The 14,599-nt window shown below is 47.6% G+C and carries 11 protein-coding genes and 1 pseudogene; 3 read left to right on the top strand and 9 right to left on the bottom strand.

The window, feature by feature from the left end; all coding sequences use genetic code 11:
* Window positions 1-65 precede the first annotated feature (65 nt).
* From ALFI_RS10615 to ALFI_RS10640, 9 genes are all read right to left on the bottom strand, one after another.
* A complete protein-coding gene (locus ALFI_RS10615) occupies window positions 66-2,786 on the bottom strand; it encodes a BACON domain-containing protein (protein WP_167537969.1) in 2,721 nt (906 codons plus the stop codon).
* Window positions 2,787-3,311: 525 nt separating this feature from the next.
* Window positions 3,312-4,349: a PDDEXK nuclease domain-containing protein gene (locus ALFI_RS10620; protein WP_014775806.1), complete on the bottom strand. Its 1,038-nt coding sequence runs from the start codon at window positions 4,347-4,349 to the stop codon at window positions 3,312-3,314.
* A 61-nt stretch (window positions 4,350-4,410) separates the two neighbouring features.
* Window positions 4,411-4,584 (bottom strand): transcriptional regulator, encoded by a 174-nt coding sequence (locus ALFI_RS16620; RefSeq protein ID WP_014775807.1) that lies wholly within the window; start codon window positions 4,582-4,584, stop codon window positions 4,411-4,413.
* A 124-nt stretch (window positions 4,585-4,708) separates the two neighbouring features.
* Window positions 4,709-5,734, bottom strand: coding sequence for a hypothetical protein (locus tag ALFI_RS10625; protein ID WP_014775808.1), 1,026 nt, complete (start codon window positions 5,732-5,734; stop codon window positions 4,709-4,711).
* 9 nt (window positions 5,735-5,743) lie between these two features.
* Window positions 5,744-6,934 (bottom strand): hypothetical protein, encoded by a 1,191-nt coding sequence (locus ALFI_RS10630; protein WP_042493598.1) that lies wholly within the window; start codon window positions 6,932-6,934, stop codon window positions 5,744-5,746.
* 18 nt (window positions 6,935-6,952) lie between these two features.
* Window positions 6,953-7,183: a helix-turn-helix domain-containing protein gene (locus tag ALFI_RS10635; protein ID WP_022044125.1), complete on the bottom strand. Its 231-nt coding sequence runs from the start codon at window positions 7,181-7,183 to the stop codon at window positions 6,953-6,955.
* Complete coding sequence (locus tag ALFI_RS16625; protein ID WP_022044126.1) at window positions 7,158-7,463, bottom strand: helix-turn-helix domain-containing protein; 306 nt, start codon at window positions 7,461-7,463, stop codon at window positions 7,158-7,160. The genes ALFI_RS10635 and ALFI_RS16625 overlap by 26 nt, the downstream gene beginning before the upstream one ends.
* A 29-nt stretch (window positions 7,464-7,492) precedes the next feature.
* Window positions 7,493-7,801, bottom strand: a complete 309-nt coding sequence (locus tag ALFI_RS16955; RefSeq protein WP_147344312.1) for a hypothetical protein — start codon at window positions 7,799-7,801, stop codon at window positions 7,493-7,495.
* A 927-nt stretch (window positions 7,802-8,728) separates the two neighbouring features.
* On the bottom strand, window positions 8,729-9,277 hold the full coding sequence (locus ALFI_RS10640; RefSeq protein ID WP_042493601.1) for a hypothetical protein: 549 nt from the start codon (window positions 9,275-9,277) through the stop codon (window positions 8,729-8,731).
* A gap of 293 nt (window positions 9,278-9,570) precedes the next feature.
* Between ALFI_RS10640 and ALFI_RS10645 the strand changes: the two genes are divergently transcribed.
* The 3 genes and pseudogenes from ALFI_RS10645 (at window position 9,571) to mobC (ending at window position 14,504) form a co-directional block, all read left to right on the top strand.
* A complete protein-coding gene (locus ALFI_RS10645) occupies window positions 9,571-10,209 on the top strand; it encodes a hypothetical protein (protein ID WP_014775811.1) in 639 nt (212 codons plus the stop codon).
* A 1,506-nt stretch (window positions 10,210-11,715) separates the two neighbouring features.
* On the top strand, window positions 11,716-12,327 hold the full coding sequence (locus ALFI_RS10655; RefSeq protein ID WP_014775813.1) for a hypothetical protein: 612 nt from the start codon (window positions 11,716-11,718) through the stop codon (window positions 12,325-12,327).
* A gap of 149 nt (window positions 12,328-12,476) precedes the next feature.
* A pseudogene (mobC, locus tag ALFI_RS10670) lies at window positions 12,477-14,504 on the top strand (conjugal transfer protein MobC).
* Window positions 14,505-14,599 lie beyond the last annotated feature (95 nt).

A 14,599-nucleotide genomic window follows, 5' to 3' on the forward strand; every position in this document is an offset into this window, starting at 1 on the left:
GTTAGGTTAATAATTGGGTTATCGTCTACATAGATATGTAGTTTATATGGTTATTAACTCTCAGTTTACTCCCCGATAATCGGCGGCTGGTGTCTGCGTTCTTGATCTTTGGTCTGTTGTGATCGTGATTTTGACAGATTGGGTCTGTCTTTATCGCTGTCTTTGGCCAGAAACTTGTCAAAGGTATATTCTTCGCCAGTTAGCGCCATAATGCGCCTGACAATCAATTCCCGACAGATGGTATTGAAATAAAAATCGGCTGATTCATCCATCAAACTATAAGACTCAGATCGCCAAACCCCAAATGCATAATAATATCCTCCTTGAAGCACACCCACATAGGGGTATCTCGGATGTCCGATCAGATGTGCCCAATAGACCGATTTCGGATCGCTGGTCAGCGAGAGATTCAGATACCAACCCTTCTTCTGTTCATTTCTCAATCTTGTTGCTTCATAATCCGGAATCTCGAACGGCTGTCCAGGATCGAATCCAGAAGTACTGTATTCGTCACCTAAAAGGCCAAAAGCATGACCGGCCGTTTCGTGAATAAATGTCCCCATTGACATCTTACGTCCTCCATAGACATAGCCTGTAAAGGCAAAATTTGGCCCGGATATCGGTTCCCGCATATAAGTAACCCCTCCTTTGACCCCATTGATAACGATCCCGACCGAATGTACCGGCCTTTCATATGCCAGGACAGGGAGACGATAATAGGATTCCAGCCTTTGTTGTGCGGTATAAATGTAAAACCACTGACGGCTGTTTTCTGTTTGCACACCTAATGCAGTCTGACCGCCGCTGTCAAACGCACCGATATAGGCATCCCTCGACACGGCATATACCATGTGTACGTTGAAGTATTCGCGGTAGGATTTGGTGGGTTCGATGGCAAAGAAGGATTCCATAGCAAACTCCATGACCTGCTTGTAGTAGCCCGTGGCAATGTCTACGTCGGTAAATGCTTCGCCGATCAATACGATGTCGATGCCCTTGCCCTTGGTCGCCCGTTGCAGGGTCTCGAACTGCTTATCCATCGAGAAGTCGGTACTCTGGTAGGAGCTGTTGCCGAATACCTTCTTCAACTGCGTGTTCAGGTCGTCCGTATGCTGGAACGGCCGGGCCATGAAATCTATCAGAAACGGCTCCTCGGGGTAGAGGCTTGTGGAGCAATACTGCCCCGTGAACATGTCGTTGGAGAACGTGCCGTACTGATCGACCAGAAAATAGCTCGGATAAGGTTCGGCAGGCAGAATCACGCGGTGTCCCTCGGCATCGGCATAGTCCGTCACCACGGGATAGGGCACGTCGTGCGTGCGGAGGTATTGCTCCGCTGCCTGTTTGTACTCCTCCCCTTCGGGAGTGATCGCCACCACAGCGAAGCCCTGTCCGCCGAAGAGCGTATGCACCCGCCGGACAGTGGTCTCCAGAAAGGTCTTCGAATCCTCCTGCAAGGGATTCCAGTGCAGGATCATCGTCCGGATGTTGCCGCTGTACACCTCGCGGATGCTGCCCTGCGAGCCGTCGCGCAGGTCGGTGAAAGTAAAGTCCGGAAGGTGGATATCCTTGCTGTATGATACTCCACCGGATTTACCGTAGTCTTGCCGGACACACTGGAGGGCGATGCGGCTCCACAGAGGATGGTTCTGAATAACGTCCGGGATTTTCCCATAGAGATAATTGTTGTTCAGGATCAAGTCTATTGGCCGCCCGCTTTGGAACAAATGCGCCCAAGTCGCCACCCAACTCGTGATCTTATTGAACGACAGATTTATATACTGCAATCTGTTCAGTTTGGCCCAATCGGGAAGATAACCGCCCTCGATGCAGTTATGGCTGAGGTCGATCGTTTCCAGTTCTATCAGGTCGTCCAGACAGGTAATTGAGTGCCCTTTTCCGTCATTGACGCTGATGGGGCCTTCGAGCGCATTCCAACTCAAATCCAGATGCCGCAGCTTCGTGAGTTTTGCGATCTCCCACGACACGGTTCCCGCGAGGTTGTTCTTCGCAAGCCGCAGGGCCGTGACGTGCCCCTCGGCGTCGGTCTCCACGCCGTACCACTCGCCCAGAGGCTTGTCGCTGCACCAGTTCTCGCGGTGCGTCCAGCCGCCGCCTTCGGCCGCGTCGTAGAATGCCCGCAGCGCCGAGCGCTCCGGGTCAGGATCGTCCCACGCGGCCTGCACGACGGTCAGTTCGTCGAACAGGTCGGACGCCTTATCCTTGAACACGATAAGCCCCGTGCGTTCCCGTGCATCCGGATTGGCAGAGATCGTGAAGCGGTGTGTACGCTCTTCGAGCCCCGGTGCGGCCCGCGATTCGGGGAGCTCCTCGATCCACTCGCCGCCCTCTTTCACCGATACGGTGTAGTCTACGTTCGACTGCACCTCTACCGTGAGTGTCCGCTCTTCACTGCCGATTTCAAGCCGGTTGTCGCCCGCGATGATCGCGTTCTTCTTCGCCTGCGAGACCTCGATGCGCTCTTCGAGGGTTTCGCCACGCAGGATAAGTGTAAAGCACCGCCCGACATACTCCTCATTCGGGTCCACCTTCACCGTAACATTAATCTCCCCGCCCGCATCACCCGAAGGGGGAGCGATGTCGTACCAAGTAGCGGCATCGATGGCCGATTCAGGAGCGGTCTCCGAGGTAATACGCCACGGCTCATTGGTCGAGAAAATCAATACGGCGCTCCCGCCCTGCGCACCGAAAGGCGCGGCGGGTAGTGCCTGCGTGATGGTTAGAAAAGGTTTGTCGGGATCAGGTGGTACGGGTGGATTATCCACGTTGTCGCTTCTGCTGCATTGCGAAAAGAATAACACGGCAGAAATCCAGAGAAACGGATGCGTGAAACATGGGAAGGGACGTGTCATAACCGTTCATGTTTTAGAATGATCCAAGTTATCGACTTTTGCTCAATATAATAAAATATTTCCAAGAAATCTTCGAGGCTGTTTCTCAATTATTACTCGAACGCCCGAATTTTCTACTAATAAATCCATATAGGATAATTTTGCGAATAGCACAACGATTCGGGAAATCGGTCAATTTTCGTATATGCGCAGAAACGAATCGATTATGAAGACTTCGGACCGCAGGTCAGAATGGCTGTATCTCGGCAGGTATTGAATATAAAACACGCGCAAAAAGGACATTTAGTAGATTTTGTTCTGGATGGTCTGTAAAAAACGTCGCCCATAAAGGACGACGTATAGGATAAAGTGTATTCGGTTTTCTTGTTACTCTTTCAGGATTGCTGTGTGCGACATATCCCGGACGATTATACCCTCATCAAAAAGTTCATAGGCGGACTATTTTTCCTCTACTTGTTGTAAACTATAAATTTCTTTCTGCCTTTCAATCTCCTCGCGTAACTCTTCCTCTTTGGGCAGGTAGGTCAGGTATTTTGCAGCAAATAGTTGTGGATTCTCATGCAGCACCGAATACCGGGCGATGTCGCGGCTGGTTTCCGTACAGAGGATCAATCCGATGGTCGGATTATCGCCGTCCGTGCGTTTCAACTCATCGTACATGCGGACATACATATCCATTTGCCCGACATCCTGATGCGAAATCTGGGTGGTTTTCAGGTCGATCAGCAAAAAGCACTTTAAAATGTAATTGTAGAATACCAGGTCAATGAAATAATCCCCTGCATCGGTAGAGATATGCTGCTGCCGGGCGACGAAAGCATAGCCCTTACCCATCTCCATAATGAATTTCTGCAAATGCGTGAGGATTGCACTTTCAAGCCGGGATTCGGTAAAATCCATGTTGGACGCCAAGCCCAGAAACTCTGCAACCATCGGATTCTTGATGAACTCCAACTTGTCCTTTTCATACGCCGCCGTCAGGGATTTCATTTCCGATACGACCTTTTCCTTTTTCGGTGATTGGAGCAGACGATGATAGTATTGCGACGATATATTGCGATCAAGTGTACGGACGCTCCACATTTCTTGTGCAGCTTCATTCAAATACCAGATGCGGGCCGCATCGTCCGTAACCCGCAATAAGGTTCGAATATGCGACCATGTAAGATTTGGTACACGCGTGTGCCAAATCTCATCATGGGGAAAAGATAGATAGAATTGCCTGTAATTTCGCAAATTGCGAGCCGAGAAGCCTTTGCCGAATGCCGCGGACAGTTCTTCGGAAAGCACCTTCAATAACTGCGTTCCATATTCCGCACGGCTCTTGCCATGCTGCTCCTGCTCTACGATCCGCTTGCCGATATTCCAATAGGTCTCCAGCATCACGGCGTTGATGGCAGCATAGGTATTCAGACGGGCATCCTCGATCAGACGTTTAATGTCGTCGATAAACGTGCGCTCCAGTACGGGTTTCATAACGGGTTAATTAGATTGGAAAAAAGATAAAACAAAGGTAGAAAATAATATCCGAATTACCCTACATTTTCAGCTCCTCGAAGAATTCCTCGAAAGTCAGGCCGTAATAGTTGCAGAGTCTTTCGAGAGTGGTGACGGATATATTGTAACCGCCGACCTCGCTGGCCGTGTATCTCGTAGATTTTATTTTGGATGGTCTGAAGTTCCATTGTTCGGGGTGAGTAACGGGGTTCATTCTTATAAAGTTTGCAGGAAAAGACCGGAATCTTTTAAAAGCATCACATTTCTTTCAGGTGTTCTCTCATCTTCAAGCCGGAGAAGAGTCCGGGCGTGTCACTGGACTGTCGTAGGAATAATTTTTAAAGTACAATTTTATTTTTCTTGAAAAATTCAACTGCCTGCTCGAACTTCTCGACAGAAGCTTCAATATTATTTGCATAAGCTGCAAAATTTTTGCTATACTCTTTCATTGCATTTATTTGCTCTGCAATTACAAAAACTTTACCTGCGAGAAAATGCGTCTTTATAATTGCAGGGGTTCTTTTTACAACAGAGCTGTCAAATTGTTTTATCACTAATATAAGGTTATGTAACCGTGAAAATTGCGGATTTACTGATGGAATGGCGTTTAAAGCAACGGTAATAAGATTTGTCAAAATAGAGTAATATACCTTTTCTGAGGACATCATAGGCATATTAATAATTCTATTATAATTTAATGCTACATCCTGCTGGTAGGCAGGCCAAAGCTCATTCCATTCCAAAAGAAATTTATTGCTGTATGAATTATAATCGTCGTATATCTTTCTGATCTCAGGTTGTATGCTGATTAAATATGATACACTTGACAAATAGGAATTTAGTTTTTTTCCTTTTATTTCATTTTTTTCTGATATACCTCGATGCAGGGAATCAGTCAGCCGATCAATGGTAAATTGCGAAAGTACATCAATGGTAATTTGCTGCACTGGAAAGGCTTGAGGCAGTATTTCGTCCGATTTCTTAATTTTATCAGCGAGCGTCTTTATCGAATGAATGTACTTCCGCAAAATAGGTATATTTTCTTCTGCCCAGATTACGATAGCGTCTTTTACAACCTCACGTTCTTCCTGCTTTTGTTTTCTCCGATACAAAATGTTAATACAGACTCCTAAAATAAAAATACCGAGCGAGATTAACGCCGGTAATAGAATGTCCCAAGACACACCAAGAAATGTGTTCTGACTGTGCGCAACAATACAATTCTGTATATCGGAAAGGCTTGTAGACATATCCGACAGTTTCGAAATAGCAAGGCTGTCTGAAGCATTGAGATTGTAGTCGAGCCGATACAGCCCCTCTTGAATGTCATCGAGTTTGAGCAGTAGTAATTTGTCTGAATACATATTCCCTTATTATTTGAGCGTGATTTCCGGGTGTTTGTCTTTCCAAGAGATCAAATCCTTGCACAACTTCCGCATGAAAATATTGAGCTGATACAAATCTTTCTCAGGACACTCGTTCTCTGTTGGTTTGAAATTGGCTTTCGCGTGTACGATACTATTCCTCGTGGCATAAAGAATGACCGCAACCTTATTCTTGATCGTCCTTTCTTTCTCCGCCACAATGCCGATGGCGGATTGTTGTTTGCTGGCTTTTGTTTCTTTGAGACACCGCTCCTGCACCCATTCTGGAAGGAATTCGTAGAGCTTAACGATGTCGCATTGTTCCATTACGATTTTTACAAGGTCACGATCCTTTATGTGTTTATCGTGTGCCCTCATGGATAATCCGGAATCCAGAGAATCGACATTCCCAGTTGCCGGAATCCCGGAAGAGAATTTCCGGCACAACTCTTCATGGGCCTTGATTTTGGCGACTATTGGAGAGATATACTCGATCACCTTATAGAAATACAGGAATTTAATATCGTTATTTCTTATTAGCAGGGCTTCAGAATATAAATCCAGAATAGGCGAACAATGAGGTAAAGAAGCTATTTGAATTGGATGTGTTTGGGTTGAATCCTTTGTCAAATCTAATTTGATCGTATATTTCACCTTGCGAACAGAACGGTTGTCGAGAGAAAAATTTATAAAATTGTATTTATCTATCAAATAGTACAAAACACGGTTAATAATATCACTCTCTTGTTCTTCGGGTAAAACATATTCCGGGGAATCATATCTTATCTCAATGGCAGAAAATGATGAACATGGCGAACATAATCGCTCATCTTCAGTGCATTTCTCTACATTATTTAATAGCCCTATTAGTAAGGGACTCTCAACCAACAATACAGTATAGTGTATGTCAGAAAATACATCTATGAATAACCTTGCATGTTTTAGGTTAATAACAGACTGCCTTATACTATCTGTTCGGACTGTACTTTCGTTTACCCCCTTTAAGGATTGTATATTATTAGTGTAGAGTAAAAAATCTTCAACAGGATATATTATGTAATCTTTTTCCTCTGCAAATAAAATTTCAATAGAATCTACACCTATTTTTACATCTTTATATTTAACATCATAATTATTCGCCAAAAAATCAAGCCGACGCTTGATCTCTTCGATATTTTCAGATGTAATGTAGGTATTCATATTCTCCTTATATTGGTGTTACATTTCCAACTCCCGGAAAAACTCGCCCAGCGTCGTGCCGTAGTAGCGGCACAGACGATCGATGGTGTCGAGCATCGGATTGAACAGGCCGGCTTCGATGTTGCCGACATTGATGCCGGTCTCCTTTATCACCTCTTTTTGGCCCTTGCCCGCGGCTTTGCGCAGTTCGCGGAACCCGGCCCCGATCCTATTGATCACCTCGTTATTGCGGATGTGTTTCTTGCTCATGGTCGTCGCTTATTTCCGGATTGTCGGTCGGTTCAGGTGCGTCGGTTGTTTCCGGCTCAACGGAAGGCGTGAAAAATTCATGTAGGGTCGTGCCGTATAAGGTGCAGAGGGCATGGAGTGTCGAGATGGTAATGTTGTTGCGCCCCATTTCGATATGCTCGACACGGACGCCTGTTTCAAACAACACCTTTTCCTGCGACAGGCCCCGCGCCAAACGCAGTTCCCGCAGCCGGTAGGCTATGTAACGGACAAGTTCTTCGTTTCTGGGAATTCTTACCATAATACAAAGAACTCGAAATCTCAAATACATTATGTTGTAATTGATTTGAGAGAATAAAAAAACAGGCTAAATAATTGATTTACCGGGTCTTTTTCGGAACGGAAATCGTGTGTAGAAAGGAAAATAATGTATATTTGCGGCAGAATAACATTCGACATGGAGACTTTAATTGCAGATAGTGACAGGCGGTTCAGCCGTAGTTCAGGCAAATAAGTCCGTTTACCCTCAATAATATACGGGCAGCGGGCTGACAAGCCCGGCGCGATGATTGTACCGATACCCCGGTGACGGGTATTTGTGCGTCGATGCAGACCTTCATAACGGCCCAGATCGCCCATTACACGGAAAAAATAGAAAAAAAAGATGCCAGCCCTGTAATCTATTTGAGAAAAAAGTTGCAGAAGAAAGATTTAGTACTTACCTTTGAATTGCGAACTCGCCGAAAGGCGTGAATCGCGTTGCTGCCCCGTAAACGTGGAAATTTACAGTAAAGCGGCAATAAGAGGCGTCACGACGGGTCGTAACCACGCTCGTCGGAAAGCAGTACTTTACAGGCACTACACCTTGACGGGCGTGGGCTTCTTGTGTTATTAGGCTTTACGGGTATTCCACGACCTACGGGACATAGTAACGCAAGCACGCATACCTCTCGTGCAGGGGACAGCGTGGGCCTATCCTCGATAGGCCGGGTTCACGTTCCGTCTCTTTTTAGTATAGGGACGATTTCGGCGGATAGCATCAACTTAAAACGAAAAAGTTATGTTATCTTTGCGGAGTAATACACGGCCTTTGCCGTGACATATTGTAAAGAATAAAGGTTAGGACAACCTTTACTTGTTCCCGCTAAACTTCGGACTACCTTTTAGGTAGGTTTAAGGATCGACGTAAAATTGTCTGAAACCTGTGTTATGTCCCTACACCTCGGTGTGGGGACGGGCACGGGCGTAAGGGCAGATCGTCGATCTGAGGCTCCGAAGGCCGAGCGGGAGAGGTCTGTACCTGCGCTCCGTGTCTTTTTAATTGACATCGTGCCGGGTGCATAGGTTATCCGAAACACCCGGCCCGCAGCTTCACACAGGAGCTTCGGGCGCAAGGACAGTACCAGCTAAGGCTCCGAAGGCCGGTGAGTGGACTGCACCTGCGCTCGTTTTTCGTAAGGGGCCGGGAAAGTTGAACAACAACTAACCCCGGTTACAATGTCACGGAAAATCAATCAGAAGAAGGAGGCGTTTTTGGCGTCCGGCGGTCTGCTCAGATCGGCGGGCTTAGCTGTGCCTGTTGCCGGGGTTTCTTCTATATCTAACTTTATCCACCAAGCTCACCACCTCCCCGCGATGCAACAGCATCCGGGCCGGGTGCGGGGTCCGCATTTCTGCATGAAGTTGCGTCACTACAAAATTCTTCATAGTGTCCCCGCGCCCGTTTTTTCTGCCTGCAATCTGGTCCGGTCTCCCGGCCAAAACGCTGGCGCTATCACCCTTAAAAATTATGCCCCATTGGAAAACGGGCCGCAGAGTCGGCTGCATAATTTTAGGGTCGGGGCCGCAGGCCCGATCAACCTGCGCCCCGTTTTTTTCTCGAAGTTTTACCCCGGCAATTTGCCACGGCCAATATATTTTAAAAAGGTTAAATTTGAGGTTATTGTAACTTCGGGCGAGTGCAAGGAAGCCCGATCCGCCGTGACATTTGCCGGGGTTTCTTCTATCAATACCAACCAAGCTAACCATTTGAACCTTCCCGCGATGTCGCTGCATCCGGGCCGGGCGTGGGTGACACATTTCTGTGTGAAGTTGCGTCACTACAAAATTCTTCATAGTGTCCCCGCGCCCGTTTTTTCACCAAACGCACCCCGGTATAAACTTAAATTCGGTGTGGTTCCGAATGTCGGATTTTCCCGATGCATAGGCAGCCGCGGTGCGCTTTTTTCTCCAGCCACTTTCCCAAGTGGAGTTTTCATAGCATCAGAAGTAACTCCGTCCTGCAAACCTACTGCGGGACGTGCGAGCAGGTTGATTCGCCTTGATTCGGATGCAGCATCCCCAATGCAGTCCGTCTCTGCGTGCGGATCAGCCGGCTCGCTTTCTTCTCACCAAACCCGGATTTCCCCATGAAAGAGAACTTGTTTTACCTCCCGCCCTACGAGGACGAAGCGACGGCCGAAAAGATTCGGGAAATCTACGGCTATCCAATCAGGTACATGAAACAATACCTGCTCGACTTCTTCACGGCCCTGTACGAGGAACAGCATCACATCTACGTGCTGCTCGAAAACCTGCCCCTCGACTATTTCGCTGTCGAAAGGACTTACGACCGCCTGCTGTACTGGAACAACCGCAACGGCAGCCATGAGGTAGACGGATGGCTGTACCCCCGCGAACGATACACGCTGAAAGAATTTCTGGCGAAAAAACGCACCTTCCACCGTATCGACGAATTCGAACTCGTTGCTCTGGGGACGAGTTTTACAAACAGCAAAGCGGAATTACCCTCGCAAAAGCTCCTCAAACAGCTCTACATGAAATTCCTGCAGGAACAATGCGAACGCCATCTGCGGCTCAATACTCCCATCCGGCTCACCCCCGAAATCATCAACCGCTACGGCCTGACCAAGTGGGATGCCGGAAAGATACGTCCCTACATCAACCGCTTCAACCGCAAAGCCAAGACGAAAATCCGGGCCGAATTCGACAAGCTGGCCGCGTTGGACTTTATCCGCGAAGAACTCGAAAAATCCGGCACAAAATGACACGATCCCTTACCATACGGCGGAACATGCACGGCGAAACCATATCGTCGGGCGTCGTCGCGCCGTGCGGCGGGAAATATACAGGGACGGCAGTGGCTCTGAAATCTGGTAACTCATGCATTCGCCGCGTGAGGATGATAATCCCGGCCGTCCCTTTTTTCGACTTCACCACAAACACGATATATGCCGCCGTTCTTCGTTCGGTTCAAGCCTATGGCAACTCGGACGAAAAGGACGGTTATTGCGGGAAGGCAGAGACCTCCGCACCCCATCCCGATTCTCACTGTCTAAAAACAACGGCGGCACAACTCTTAACGGATGCGGTTCCACCCCAAGCGTCCATCCGGACGTACTCCCACAACAATCAAGTAACCGGAACCGCATCCGTATCTTTACCCCCGGACACCAACACGGCCGAGGCCGAGGGTCCGGGCTGCAAAAACCCGAATCTAAATAAAACCAATGGTGACCAACGTGCAAATTGTCACGGCTTATTTACAGAGGGTCGGGATGCGGGTCACACGTCCCCGCATCCCGTTATCACAGCGGGAACAGCGGAAAAGGGAGAATATAACGAATTAAGTGAGGATCGCGCGGATCGGGTAAGTCCGCGCATCCGCCGTTCCCGCTTTCTTCAAACCCATCACCCGGCTTTATGCCGTGGCAACAGTCTGGGGGCAGTTTACTGTGTAGGATTAGACATTCAAACTGGGAACGCCGGTTTTGCAAGAGCCGGCGATGTTGCTGCCCCCTCTTTTCGATCCCACCAACCAAATCTAAATAACCCCGCCCGGTGCGTCGTGTACGCCGCCGGGTACAGGACGGGCGATGCACCAAAGTCTGTTAGGGCATACGATGGCTTACATCGTCCCGTCCTTTCTTTTGCTCCTTCCGCGGAGGCATGCAGCTTCCCGCGCCAGCCGGGATGGGGAAAATTCTCGGATACAGCCGCAATAATCTCCCGATCCATATTAAACCAAAAGATCATTATTCTTCGGCTTTTCGCACCCGCCATGCAACGGCATATCCATTCTTGATATAGGGGGGGCGAAAGCAACACAATATCCATTGAACCTTCGATTACTTATTTTAGTTGCCGTAGTCTCTAATACTATCATGGGACCTTGCTTCATGCTCAGGCTTAAAATATTTATTATGATTTTCAGGTGCGAATTGGGTTTCTTCTCCCAATGAATCGTCTTTACTAAAAGTTACAATTATGTTCAGATAGAAGGTAAATAACGTAGAACCACTTTAAAACTAAAAGCCGCAACTGAGTATTTTGCTTTTTTATGCCATGTCCTATTACCATTAATCATCAAGCCTTCCCCAAGAAGCCTTGATGACACCCTTTCTCCCATTCTAAATTTCTCAGTTCATCCGAACGCAGAGAACTATTACTTTTCCTATCCGGACATTCATAGTTTTCAAGCTGCACATGGAAGACAATTCTGCCCCAGAGATTCCCAGCCCTGGGGTTTTTGTTTAATCCTAACACTTAAATTTATGGACAATCTCCTGATCCAAGAGGAGTTGCTATCCTTGTTGAAGGAAGCGACCCAAGCCTCCCATGTGCAGTTGGAACCATGCGTCTGGCAGAATGCGTATGAAAACTTCTGCCGGCATGCCGAAAAGCTCACCGAAAGCGAATGTTCTTCTAAAGTCATGCGGACCATCGATCACGCCCGTATCGAACTTGAGCAAATCCCAAAACGTCTGTATGCAATCCCGGACCGGGATACAACGGCAGAACTTTACTGCAGCAAAGCGTTGAACGTGCTGCGCGGAGAACTGCGAATCATCACCTTCGAGCTGTCTCATCCGACCTTTGCCGGACAAAATGAAAAGATGTTTGTCTCCCCGCTGCATCTGAGCGAAGGGTTCCATCCTACGAACTTGGTGGAAATCATTACTCCTTTCTTCGAAATGGGACTGTGCGTAACGGCAGAAAAAAGACTCGCAAAACTCACCGAAATTATCCGGGTCTTCGAATGGGCATTCAATATTACAATACCCAATTATGCCGTACTCCGCAACGCAGCCATCAACCGCAAAATCCACCAAACACCTCTGCTCGACAAAATGCGGGAGATATTGATCCGCCTGAGTCAACAGTAACGCCTAAACTTTCCGGGGCTGTTTCTATAACAGCCCTTTTTTCCTCAGTGTCCTGAGAGACCTATGAGTGCCAATGAGTGCCAAGACCCAGAAATCAGCACCAAAAACATCCCTGCAATTTACCTTTGCCGGACCTAAATCTTAACGGCATGCAAAGCGAAGACGACCTGAGAGGACTTGCCAAAGTCATGCAATTTATGCGGGCACTGAGCATTCTCATTCTCCTAATTCATATCTACTGGTTCTGTTTCGACTGGATGGAATCCCTCGGCTGAACGCACCCGACCATAAACCGAATCCTTTCCGGTTTTCACCGTTCATCGCATCTTTTCAAAGCTCCTATCTATTCAAAACTTTTCTGCCTGCTATTCCTCGCTCTTTCATGCTGGGGGACGCGGAGCGTGCGCAATGAACAGATAACCCGCAAAAAAATCATCTCCTGCTTATCACTGGGGACCCTGCTGTTTTTCGGCTGCGGCATCTTTTTACATATACGCGGGGACATAATGCTCCTTTGTTCCCTGTATGCTATCATCTTGGCGATCGGATATGTTTTCCTACTCACCGGAGGCATCTGGCTTGGACGGATGATGTCGGAGCGTATGATGGATGACCCATTCAACGATGAGAATGAAAGTTTCATGCAGGAAACCCGATTAATCAAGAATGAATATTCCGTAAATCTACCAACACGATTCTATTATAACAAACAATGGCACAATGGATTTGCAAATGTAGTAAATCCAGCAAGGGCAGTCGCCGTTATCGGCAGCCCGGGCAGCGGAAAATCCTATTGCGTAATTAATCAATTCATCAAACAGCAGATCGAGAAAGGTTTCGCCATGTATGTTTATGATTTCAAATTCGATGATCTATCGATCATTGTATACAACCACTTGCGCAAACATCTCCACTGTTACAAAACACCCCCGAAGTTCTATGTCATCAACTTCGATAATCCGAGGAAATCACACCGATGCAATCCAATAAATCCGGCATTTATGACCGACATCTCGGACGCTTACGAGAGTGCGTACACCATTATGCTGAATCTCAATAAAACATGGATTACCAAACAGGGCGATTTTTTCGTGGAATCGCCAATTATTCTTCTGGCGGCAATTATCTGGTATCTAAAAATTTACAAAGACGGAAAGTTTTGCACCTTCCCGCATGCGATCGAACTGCTGAATAAACGCTATGCTGATCTCTTTGTCATACTAACCTCATATCCCGCACTTGAGAACTACCTGTCACCTTTCATGGATGCCTGGCGCGGTGGAGCGCAGGATCAGTTGCAGGGCCAGATTGCATCGGCAAAAATTCCTCTTTCACGTATGATCTCCCCGCAACTCTATTGGATCATGTCGGGAGATGATTTTACACTGGACATAAACAATCCCCAAGAACCCAAAGTGCTGTGCATAGGCAATAATCCGGACCGCCAAAATATCTATTCCGCAGCCCTCGGCCTCTACAACAGTCGCATCGTCCGTCTTATCAACAAAAAAGGCAAACTCAAATCCAGCATTATCATCGACGAGCTTCCGACGATCTACTTTCGCGGCTTGGATAACCTTATTGCCACGGCCCGAAGCAATAAAGTCGCTGTGTGCCTCGGACTGCAAGACTTTTCGCAGCTTACCCGCGATTACGGGGACAAAGAGTCCAAAGTCATTCAAAATACCGTCGGAAATATTTTCTGTGGACAGGTCGTAGGAGAAACCGCCAAAACCATCTCAGAACGTTTCGGTAAAATCCTCCAGCGACGTGAATCCATGTCAATCTCCCCGGAACAAAAATCCACGTCGATCAACACGCAACTCGACAGTCTGATTCCTCCCTCCAAGATTTCAAACCTCAGTCAAGGCATGTTCGTCGGATCAGTCTGTGATAATTTCGATGAGAAAATCGACCAGAAAATATTCCATGCCCAGATTGTCGTTGACAACGACGCCGTAGCACGCGAGACTGCCGCTTATGTCCCGATTCCGGATATAACAATCTTTCAGGATGAGAACGGAAATGACTGCATGGAAACACAAGTCGAGGATAATTACCAACGCATCCGTTCCGAGGTCAACCAAATAATCAAGGATGAGATGGAACGCATCAAAAACGACCCCAAACTCCGGCATCTTATTCCCCAGCCCAAACAGCCTGCAGGCGGAAAATAAACCGGATCGCTCCTTGGTCCATAGTGTCAGGAACGGACTGCGAGCGCCAACGGGTGACACGGAGAACAATCTAATAATCAGCAATATATCTTCGC

This window comes from Alistipes finegoldii DSM 17242 (assembly GCF_000265365.1).
GTDB classification, from domain to species: Bacteria; Bacteroidota; Bacteroidia; order Bacteroidales; family Rikenellaceae; genus Alistipes; species Alistipes finegoldii.

Excerpts from the sequence above, each read along its gene's own strand:
- ALFI_RS10630 (WP_042493598.1), bottom strand. The coding sequence starts at position 6,934 with ATGAATACCTACATTACATCTGAAAATATCGAAGAGATCAAGCGTCGG.
- ALFI_RS10645 (WP_014775811.1), top strand. The coding sequence starts at position 9,571 with ATGAAAGAGAACTTGTTTTACCTCCCGCCCTACGAGGACGAAGCGACG.
- ALFI_RS10640 (WP_042493601.1), bottom strand. The coding sequence starts at position 9,277 with ATGAAGAATTTTGTAGTGACGCAACTTCACACAGAAATGTGTCACCCA.
- ALFI_RS10655 (WP_014775813.1), top strand. The coding sequence starts at position 11,716 with ATGGACAATCTCCTGATCCAAGAGGAGTTGCTATCCTTGTTGAAGGAA.
- ALFI_RS10620 (WP_014775806.1), bottom strand. The coding sequence starts at position 4,349 with ATGAAACCCGTACTGGAGCGCACGTTTATCGACGACATTAAACGTCTG.
- ALFI_RS16625 (WP_022044126.1), bottom strand. The coding sequence starts at position 7,463 with ATGGTAAGAATTCCCAGAAACGAAGAACTTGTCCGTTACATAGCCTAC.
- ALFI_RS10625 (WP_014775808.1), bottom strand. The coding sequence starts at position 5,734 with ATGTATTCAGACAAATTACTACTGCTCAAACTCGATGACATTCAAGAG.
- ALFI_RS16955 (WP_147344312.1), bottom strand. The coding sequence starts at position 7,801 with ATGGGCGATCTGGGCCGTTATGAAGGTCTGCATCGACGCACAAATACC.
- ALFI_RS10635 (WP_022044125.1), bottom strand. The coding sequence starts at position 7,183 with ATGAGCAAGAAACACATCCGCAATAACGAGGTGATCAATAGGATCGGG.
- ALFI_RS16620 (WP_014775807.1), bottom strand. The coding sequence starts at position 4,584 with ATGAACCCCGTTACTCACCCCGAACAATGGAACTTCAGACCATCCAAA.